Consider the following 8,492-nt stretch of genomic DNA (forward strand, 5'->3'; position numbering starts at 1 on the left):
CGATTGTCCTCACAAACCATCGATGATCAACGCGGTGGCCGTCTTCATGCCCACGCCACGCCCAACGCCGAAGCCAAGTGACGTTGGAGTACTAGGCGGGTGTTAATAGGCGGTCCCAAGACACCATCCGCATCTACCGGCTATCCGCTAACGCCCTCGAGGACGTCGAACACCTCGGCAAACCCCGACCCGATCGACCCGCGAGGCGCACTGGAGATCTAGGAACCCCCAGTGAACACGGAAACCCAGGACGTCCCGAACCGCAAAATGCTAACTAGACCGGCAAAGTAGGCTGCGAGACAGGCGGATAAACATCAACGCCTGGCTATTTTCGGTGTGCTGCCGGTTCCAGACCTGCCGGCCGGTGTAGCGAGGGTTGGCGAGGATCGCCGCCACCGTGCGTAGCGTCCATCCCGTGCCGCTGCGGTGCGGGTTGCGGCCGGGATCGACGCGGGACTGGCAGGGCACACGCCGATCGTTGAGGTCGCGGGCGATTCCGGCGATGCTGCGGCCGGCGAGGCGCTGGGCGAACATCCAGTGCACATGCGGTGCAGCGGACGGGTCAGGTTCCAGCCGGTAGGTCATGCGTCCCCATTTGGCGTGTGCCCGGTTCGGGTGCGGGCCCGCGCCGGCCAGTCGGTAGCCGTAGGGCGGTCGGCCACCGAGATGACGGCCTTGCTCGACCACCTGGGCGCGCATCGCCGCCTTGGCCCGAAACCGGGAGCGTTGGACCCCTCGTTTCGAGTGCACGCCGAGCAGGGCCAGCAGCGACAGGTGGAACTCGTTGCTGGCGTCGACCGGCCCGTTGAGTTCGGGCAGCCACAGCTGCACGCCGTACAGGTTGAACAGCGGCGCTAGGTCGCGGAACTGGTTGCCGTAGAACGCTCGCTCGAACTCGCCCACGACTACCGCGTCGAACCCCCGGCCAGGGTCCGCGAGAGCTGCCAGTAGTCGTGCGGCTTGCGGGCGGCGCGTCCAGGGCACCTGACGGGACTCGCCGACGTCGAAGAACTCGGCCACGATTACGCCCCGGTCGTCGATCACGTCCTCGGCGAAGTCGCGTTGCCACCGCGCCGACGACAACCGGTCCTGGAACTCCCGCGTCGACATCCGGCCGTAGAACGCGAATGGGATACCCAGCGGCTTTGATGTTGCCTGGTACCGCGTCCGGGGGCGGGCGACTGCCGTATCCACCAGCCGAGCAGGTTAGGGCCGTCGAGTTCCGGCGTGTACTGCATCAGGGCCTCCCATACCGAGGCTTACGGTCAGCCCTCGGTATGGATGGACAACGATGTAGTGGTTTGTTGGACTCGGCCACTCACCACACCCGTCGGCGCGGAGGAAGGGTAAGGCTATTACTCGCCTGGCGCGGTGCCAGTGTCGGCCGTGTGTCGGTATCCCCGCCCGAACTTGGTGGAGTCCTCTCTCCACCGAAGTGGAGGTAGCTCACCGCATGGTCCACACCGGGCGACCCTTCACCCGAGGTGTCCCCGCCGAAGTGTGAGACAGTGCGACCGGTCGGCTGTGGTGGTATGGCACGGGGCCCTCCAAGGCCAGTGGCGCCGACGGTGCCAAGTGGACTTCCCCGCCGGTCCTCCAGCCATGCCATAGCAAAGGTTTCCCGTACGGACTGCCGGGACACACCCGATCTTCGTCCGGAAGTGTGGTCGGCTGGGGTGATGTGCTGCGGTCAATGGATGTTCTAGCGTCTCGGCTCGTGCGTTTTCTTCACACTTCGGACTGGCATCTGGGCCGCCACCTGCACGGCATCAGCCTGCACGACGCGCATCTGGCGTTCATCGACCACCTCGTCGAGGTCGCTCGGAGCGAGCGGGTCGATGCGGTGCTCATCGCGGGTGATCTCTACGACCGGGCGGTGCCGCCGCCGGACGCGGTCGGTCTGTGGGATCAGGCGCAGACCCGGCTCGTGCTGGAGGCGGGAACCCAGGTGGTCGTCATCGCCGGGAACCATGATTCGCCGGCGCGGTTGGGTGTCAGTTCCCGGTTGCTGGAGCGGGCCGGTGTGCACGTGCGGGTGGGCACGGGTGCGGTGGGTACGCCTGTGCTGCTGGAGGATGAGGACGCGAGGGTCGCTTGCTACCCGGTGCCGTTCCTCGAACCGGCGTCGGCGGTGGCCGCCTGGGGGGTCGAGGATCGGAGTCACGCGGCGGCGCTGCGTGCCGCGATGGGTAGGGTTCGGTCGGATCTGGCCCTTCGTCCCGGCTATCGGTCCGTTGTCATGGCGCACGCCTTCGTGTCCGGCGGTCAGGGTTGTGACACTGAGCGGGACATCAGCGTGGGTGGGGTGCAGCATGTGCCCGGTGCGGTGTTCGAGGGCGTCGACTATGTGGCGTTGGGTCACTTGCACGGGCGTCAGCGTCTGGCCGACGGGTTGCGGTACAGCGGTTCACCGCTGGCGTTCAGCTTTTCCGAGGCCGCGCACGTCAAGTCGTCCTATTTGGTGGATTTTGGTGTCGACGGGCTGCGCGGTGTGGAGGAGGTTCCTGCTCCGGTGCCGAGGCGGATGGCCCGGCTCACCGGCACCGTGGAGGAATTGTTGAATAGCCCTGCCTACAGCGCGTATGAGCAGTGTTGGGTCGAGGCGACGTTGACCGATGCGGTGCGTCCGTTGTCGCCGCACGAGCGGCTCAAGCGTCGGTTCCCACATTTGCTGAAGCTCGTGGTGCCGAGCCTGGCCGTCGAGGTGGGCGGCCGGGATCTCGCCGATCTGGATCGGCTGTCACCGGTGGAGGTGACGCTTGACTTCGTGACCGAGGTGCGTGGTCGGCCGGCGGACAACGACGAGGTCGCGCTGCTGCAGCGGACCTTCGACGAGCTGCGCCGGGTGGAGGTGACCCGCTGATGCGACTGCACCGGCTGACCATGACCGCCTTCGGGCCGTTTCCTCACACGGTGAGCGTGGACTTCGAGGCGCTCACGGCCGACGGCCTGTTCCTGATCCACGGGGATACCGGCGCGGGGAAGACCACGATCCTGGACGGGATCTGCTTCGCCCTGTACGGGTCCGTGCCCGGTTTCCGGGACGATGCCAAGTCGCTGCACTCGCAGCATGCCGCCGTTGGTGTCGGCCCCCGGGTCGAACTGGACGTCACCCTGACCAACCGACGGCTGCTGATCAGCCGCAGTCCGGAGTGGATGCGTCCCCGTAGACGCGGCAGCGGGACCACCCGGCAACAGGCCGTTGTCGAGATCGTCGAACAGCTCCCGGACCGGACCGAGTTCGTCACCAGGGACCACCGGGAAGCCGCCGACCTGATCAGGGCGGAGACCGGCCTTGACGTCCAGCAGTTCTGCCAGGTGGTCCTGCTGCCCCAGGGCGGGTTCGCCAGGTTCCTGCAGGCGTCTGCCGACGACCGGCAGGGGCTCCTGCGGCGCCTCTTCGACATCGAGATCTTCACCCGCGCCGAGGGATGGCTGGCGGAGCACCGGACGCAACTCGGCCAGCAGGAACGCGCGGCCCTCGGCACGATCCGTGACCTGACGCAGCGCTTCGCCGAGGTGGTCAAGGTCGAGGTGCCCGCCGATCTCGACAAGCCTGACACCTTGAGTGAGCTGGACGCCTGGGCCGCCGTGCACCGAAACCGGGCCGCTGACCTGGTGGAGGCCCTGGCCCAGAACATGGCCGTGGGTACGGCGGAGGAGCAGCGCCTCGACCAGGTTCGGCAGGCCGCCGCGACCCTCGCCGGGCAGCAACGGGAGTACCAGGCGGCGGTGCAGCAGCGCGATGAGCTGACGACACGCAAGCCGGAGCGTGACCGCTGGAAGCGCCAGCTCGACTCCGCCCGCGCGGCAGCGACGCTGAAGCCGTACCTCGACCAGGTCGACCGGCGGCACACCGACCTCGGCCTGCTCCGCCGTACGACGATCGAACACCTCGCCTCGCTGCCCGCTGACGTGGCGGTGCTGCCGGACCGTATTGCGCTGACTGTCCCGGACGGCGGGGAGGCCGTCGACGTGGCCGACCTCGACGTCGACGCGCTGACCCGGGCGGAACAGACCCGCACCACGCAGCTGCGTGCCGCCGAGGCCGCGATCGACAGCGAGGCGCGACGGACCACGCTGCGAGGGCAGCGGACGGCGGTCGGCAAGAAGCTCGAAGATCTGGCCAGCCGGAGCGAGAAGGTCAACGCCCGCCTGGTCGAGCTGCCGGTCGAGCATGCCGAAATCACTGGCCGGCGCGAGCAGGCCCTGGCGGTGGCCGCCGACCGGGAGGCTGCCGAGCTGCGGCTGGACGAGGCGCAGAAGCAGGCCAAGGCGTGCAAGCGCCGCGACGAACTCACCGCGCAGCTTGCGACCGCCGAGGAGGAACGGCGTACTGCCGTCGACCGCCACCAAGCCGCCGAGGCCCGGCACCTCGACGTACGGCAGCGTCGGCTGGCCGGCATGGCCGCGGAGCTCGCCGGTGAACTGCGGGCCGGTCAGCCCTGCGGGGTCTGTGGCTCCCCGGAACACCCCGAACCCGCGCAGGCAGCCGCCGACGCCGTCTCCGCCGCTGACGAGGACCACGCCAAGACGGAGGCGGGCGAACTGCTCGACGAACGTCGCAGCGCCGAGATCACCGTCGAGCGCATCAACGCCCAGCTCAACGAAGTTACCGAGACGGTCGGTGGCCTGACCGCAGCCCATGCGAAGTCGACGGTCACCGAGGCACGCAAGGCGGTGCGGGCGGTGACCGAGGCGACGAAACTGGCCGACGAACTCGGCGCCCACCTGGAAACCCTCGACGTGATGCTGGCCGATCAGCACCGCGAAGCCGCCGACATCGGCCGCGACGAAGCGGTGGCGAACGCCCAGCAGGCCGCCCTGACCGCGCAGATCACCGAACTCGACGAGACCATCGACGCCGTCCGCGGCCAGGACAAGACCCTGCGGGTGCGGGTGACCCGCCTGACCGGGGAAATCGCCGAGGTCAGGACTGCAGTGACCAACCTGGGGCAGTGGCTACAGGCAGGAAGGGAACTCGCCGACGCCCACCGGGAGGCGCAGCACCACCTGCACCTGTCGGAGTTCGCCGACGCCGTGGCAGCGCGGGCCGCAGCCCTGACCGACCCCGAGATCGTCGACCTGCAGGAGCGTATCGACGCTTTCGACGGCGAGTACCACCAGGCCGCAGGACGAGCACAGGACCCCACCCTGCTCGCCGCCGCACACCAACCATCACCGGACGTTGAGGGCAGCGAACAGACCTACCAAGCCGCCCGACTGCGGGCCACGGAGCTGCACGCCCAGCATGGCCTCGCCGTCGAGCAACACGACCGGCTGAAGCAGCTGGGCCCGGATCTGGTCAACGCCCTCGCTCAGTGGAGACCCATCCGCGCCGAGTACGAGATCGCCAACCGCCTCGCCCAACTCGTCGAGGGCAAGAGCAGCGACAGCGGTACCCGGATGACCCTCTCCACCTATGTGCTGACCCACCGGTTCCGGCACGTCGTCACGGCGGCGAACACCCGACTCGGGCAGGTCACCCACAACCGCTACCTGCTGCGCCATGTCACCGAGTCGGACACCGGCCGCCGCGCCGGCCGCAATGGGCTCGGCTTGTCCGTCGTCGACGCCTGGACCGGCCAGGAACGCCGCCCGGCCACCCTCTCCGGCGGGGAAACCTTTCTGGTCTCGCTGTGCCTGGCGCTCGGCCTCAGTGATGTCGTCCTGGCTGAGGCTGGCGGCACCCAACTCGGCAGCCTCTTCGTCGACGAAGGCTTCGGGACTCTCGACCAAGAGGCACTCGACCAGGTACTCGACGCCCTCGACGGCCTGCGCTCAGGTGGCCGTACCGTCGGACTGGTCAGCCACGTCGCGGAACTACGTCGGCGGATTCCATCCCGCCTCTACGTCCGTAAGGCAGCCACCGGCTCCACCGTGGCCGTCGAAACCCAAGCAATCGACTGAGGACACTTTGTCTACGCCTGTTCCTCCCGGTCAAGCTCAGCTACCAGGGCTTTAACGACTCCGGTTGGTCAAGCCACTACCACCAAACAACGATCGACCTGTAGGGGCCGGCAGTAGCCCCGCCGCCGGTGCTTGCCGGGCGGCGTTGCCCTGTCCTGCGGCGGGCGGCACAAGCATCGCGCGATGATCAGCAACCGGCCGTACCAGCCATTCCTACGGCGTGCTTAGCGAGGAGATCGGCGTAGATGTCGACGTCCACGGTGTCGTAGTGGCAGCGCGCAAGGAGCCGGTAGAGTCGCTAGGCGATCTCGTCCGAGGCGAGGTCGAGGCGTTCACACAGGTCGCGGTGCGCGCCTACGAGCGGCTCGGCGATCTCCTGCGGTTCGGTGCGGGTGATGTCGTAGGCGTCGCGGAGATGACCGGACAAGTCGTCCCAGACGAGGATTGCTTCCTCGACCAGGTCGAGCGCGGCAGGGGTCGCGGGGTGGGCGCAGAGGATCTCGACTTCGGCGGCCAGGCGGTGCCCCGTGGTTTCCACGTCGGAGATCTGCCACTTGCTGCCGGCGGTCACGGTCGACGCGTCCCGGACCGCAGTGCGGAAGTCGGCGAGGCCGGAGGTGCCGGCGGTGTCGAGCATGCCGGCCTCGCCCAGCAGCAGGGTGGCGAAGAGGCGGTCCCGGGCCGCGTGCCCCGCCACCAGTTCGGCGAGTTGGCGGGGCGACAGCCGCTGCACGGCTTGAAGGTAGCGGGCGTGTTTGGGCGCGCCGGGAGCGGCGCCGGGCGGGGTGGCGGCGCCGGAGAAGGTGGCGCCCGCGTGGAACGCGGTCAACGCGGTCGCGACCGCGTGTGCGCACAGGTCGTCACCGCTGATCCCGCAATCGCAGTCCCCGGTGAAGATCCCGTCGACGATGCCCACCCAGGGCTGGAAGGTGGCGTCGTGGTCGCGCACCAAGGCCTGGACACCGCCCCCGGCGGACTCCAACTCACCGACGTTGCCGTCGGCCAGCAGTCGCGCCACATCCTCATCCACCGCCGTGGGGATCGAATCACGAAACGCTTCTACGTCGATGCGGACCGCCACAGGCACACCCTATCGGCCGGACTGGAAGCGGGCGGCGTCGAGCTTGGCCAGGAACGTCGGCCGGCGGCGGTGTTCTGCGCGCAACGCCTCCAGGTACGCCTCGAAACGGGTGACCTCACCGGTGGCCACGTACGCCTCGCGCAGGTTGCGCAGCAGCGTGATCGCCCTGTCGTAGCGGCGTTTGTCGTAGGAGTCCAGCAGTTGGGCGTCGATGAGCGCCTGGTAGGGCTCGCATACCTCGGCCGGGTGGGTGCGCCGCCGCAACTCCACCAGTTCGACGCGCTGCCGGGCAGGAACCTCGTCCCAGCGCGCGAGCCCGGTGCACCAGGCCTCGTTGTCACGACCGGCGAGGATCAGCACGTCGATCAGGTGGAGAAGGTATCCCGCCTGCCCTGCGGCACGCTCGCGTACCACCGTCAACGCCCGTTCGGTGTGCGCGGCGTCCTGATCGGTCTCGGCTACCGTGGCCAGCAGCGACCGGAAGTTGTCGATCGTCGGTTGGACATCGAACGCCGTCCGGCGCTCGGCCACCGCCGCCTCCGGTTCACCGGTCTCGATCAACAGCCGTACGAGTAGGTCACGTAGCGCCACGGCCTGATAACCCGACGGGTGAGCGGCGAGTCCGCGTCGGGCCCAGTCGATCGCCTCGGCGGGGCGCTGCGCCTGCCCCAGTACCGTGACGATCCGTCCGTACTGGTCGGCGCTGACCAGACGCTCCGCCAGGACCTGTACGTGGCGGTCCACGTCGCCGGAGACCTCAACGATCTGCTCCCGCAGGTACCGCACCGCCCATTGCCGATGCCAGTCATCGGGCTCGGTCTCTGCGGCACGCTCGTCGACCAATCGCGCGACCTCGGCAAGGCCCTTCGGCCCCAGGGCCGGAGCCCACTCGCGCAGCACCACGTCCGGCCAGCCCGGGCCGTCGCACACCAGCTTCACCAGCCACGCCGCCAACCCTGCCAGCCGAGGCGGCGCGGCCCGACACGCCCGGGCGTAGACCTCCATCAGGTACGCCAGGTCGTTGCCGAGCACGCCAGAGGAGCTATCCATGTACATCAGGGCGCCCGTCATCCGATCGACCGCCTTGCGCAGCAACGGCACCGCGACCGACGCCTCACCCACGTCGATTAACTTTTCGCAGCGGTCGGCGACCTCACGCGCCGTGCGCGAGTAGGAGTCCTGGCCGGAGTAGGGGTCACGGCGACGATCCCGCCGCAACCGATCCACCAGCACCGTCAACTCGCTGTCGCCCTGCACCCTCACCGGTACATCACACCAGACACGCAGGCAGCCCCGATGGGCTGACCCGACACGGCCGCGAGGTCAACCGACCTGCCAGCGATCACCGTCGAGAAGACCCTTCCTGGATCCGAAGCGGGGGGGGGGGGGGGGGGCCCCCCCCCCCCCCCCGGCCGGGGCGGGGGGGGGGGGGTGGGGGGCGGGGGGGGGGGGGGCCCCCCCCCCCCCCCAATGGGGTGGTGGTGGGTTGGGTGCCCGGGCC

Annotated in this window: 5 protein-coding genes; 2 read left to right on the forward strand and 3 right to left on the reverse strand. The window is 69.0% G+C overall.

The window, feature by feature from the left end; translation table 11 throughout:
• Positions 1-270: 270 nt before the first annotated feature.
• Positions 271-1,194: a recombinase family protein gene (locus ACIBO1_RS32120; RefSeq protein WP_396753044.1), complete on the reverse strand. Its 924-nt coding sequence runs from the start codon at positions 1,192-1,194 to the stop codon at positions 271-273.
• Positions 1,195-1,663: 469 nt separating this feature from the next.
• On the opposite strand from ACIBO1_RS32120, the gene ACIBO1_RS32125 reads away from it, so the two are divergent.
• On the forward strand, positions 1,664-2,863 hold the full coding sequence (locus ACIBO1_RS32125; RefSeq protein ID WP_396753046.1) for an exonuclease SbcCD subunit D: 1,200 nt from the start codon (positions 1,664-1,666) through the stop codon (positions 2,861-2,863).
• Positions 2,863-5,910 (forward strand): AAA family ATPase, encoded by a 3,048-nt coding sequence (locus tag ACIBO1_RS32130; RefSeq protein WP_396753048.1) that lies wholly within the window; start codon positions 2,863-2,865, stop codon positions 5,908-5,910. Before ACIBO1_RS32125 ends, ACIBO1_RS32130 begins: the two co-directional genes overlap by 1 nt.
• A 298-nt stretch (positions 5,911-6,208) precedes the next feature.
• Here the strand turns inward: ACIBO1_RS32130 and ACIBO1_RS32135 are convergent, their stop codons facing one another.
• Both ACIBO1_RS32135 and ACIBO1_RS32140 read right to left on the reverse strand, forming a co-directional pair.
• Positions 6,209-6,940: a hypothetical protein gene (locus ACIBO1_RS32135; RefSeq protein ID WP_396753050.1), complete on the reverse strand. Its 732-nt coding sequence runs from the start codon at positions 6,938-6,940 to the stop codon at positions 6,209-6,211.
• A 60-nt stretch (positions 6,941-7,000) separates the two neighbouring features.
• On the reverse strand, positions 7,001-8,254 hold the full coding sequence (locus ACIBO1_RS32140; protein WP_396753052.1) for a tetratricopeptide repeat protein: 1,254 nt from the start codon (positions 8,252-8,254) through the stop codon (positions 7,001-7,003).
• Between the last annotated feature and the right edge of the window lie 238 nt (positions 8,255-8,492).

This window comes from Micromonospora sp. NPDC049903 (assembly GCF_044460945.1).
Classification (GTDB): Bacteria; Actinomycetota; Actinomycetes; order Mycobacteriales; family Micromonosporaceae; genus Micromonospora.

What these genes read in the sequence shown, in the direction of transcription:
- ACIBO1_RS32130 (WP_396753048.1), top strand. Translation starts at nt 2,863, where the DNA reads ATGCGACTGCACCGGCTGACCATGACCGCCTTCGGGCCGTTTCCTCAC.